This window comes from Paraburkholderia mimosarum LMG 23256 = NBRC 106338, from assembly GCF_000739815.1.
GTDB classification, from domain to species: Bacteria; Pseudomonadota; Gammaproteobacteria; order Burkholderiales; family Burkholderiaceae; genus Paraburkholderia; species Paraburkholderia mimosarum.
In genome coordinates this window covers 1-533 of record NZ_BBJJ01000301.1, presented here as the reverse complement: position 1 = coordinate 533, position 533 = coordinate 1, and the positions used below count along the sequence as shown (strand labels likewise).

The following is a 533-nucleotide window of genomic DNA, read 5'->3' as shown; positions in this document are numbered from 1 at the left end:
GCGCGTCCGGTGCTGGCTGATCTGGCCCGTATGACTGCTATCGCTTTGATCGAACGAGAGTTCGATCCTGATGAACTTCGGAACCTGCTTTCTTTGGGAATGCGGACATGACAGATCTAACTAGGATCGAGTTAGAAGATCTCGATATTGATGACTTAACCGAGCTTGTCTTGCTTGCCAAAGACAGAAATCGTAATGACGGTAAGCGAAAGCCTGGGTTGATACAAACCATAGGCCGCGAAGACCTTCTACTGTTGTCGTTTTCCCAGCAGCGGCTGTGGTTTCTGGCGCAGCTGGACAAAGACAGCGTCCGCTACCACGTTGCGCTGGGCTGGCGGCTGCAGGGCAGGCTGGATCGCGCGGCGTGGCGGCGCAGCCTCGATCAGCTGTATGCGCGCCACGAGGCGCTGCGCAGCGTCTTCGTTGATACGGAGGAAGGGCCCCGGGTTGAGATCCTGCCGCCCGGCACGGGCCTGCCCGTGCTGGAGCACGACCTGCGGGACCGGCCGGATGCGGCGGCGGCGCTTGTGGCG

Annotated in this window: 1 protein-coding gene; it reads left to right on the top strand. The window is 60.2% G+C overall.

Annotated features, from left to right (window positions below):
* Positions 1-107: 107 nt before the first annotated feature.
* On the top strand, positions 108-533 hold a 426-nt coding region (locus BMI01S_RS37535; RefSeq protein WP_042293486.1), incomplete at its 3' end, for a condensation domain-containing protein.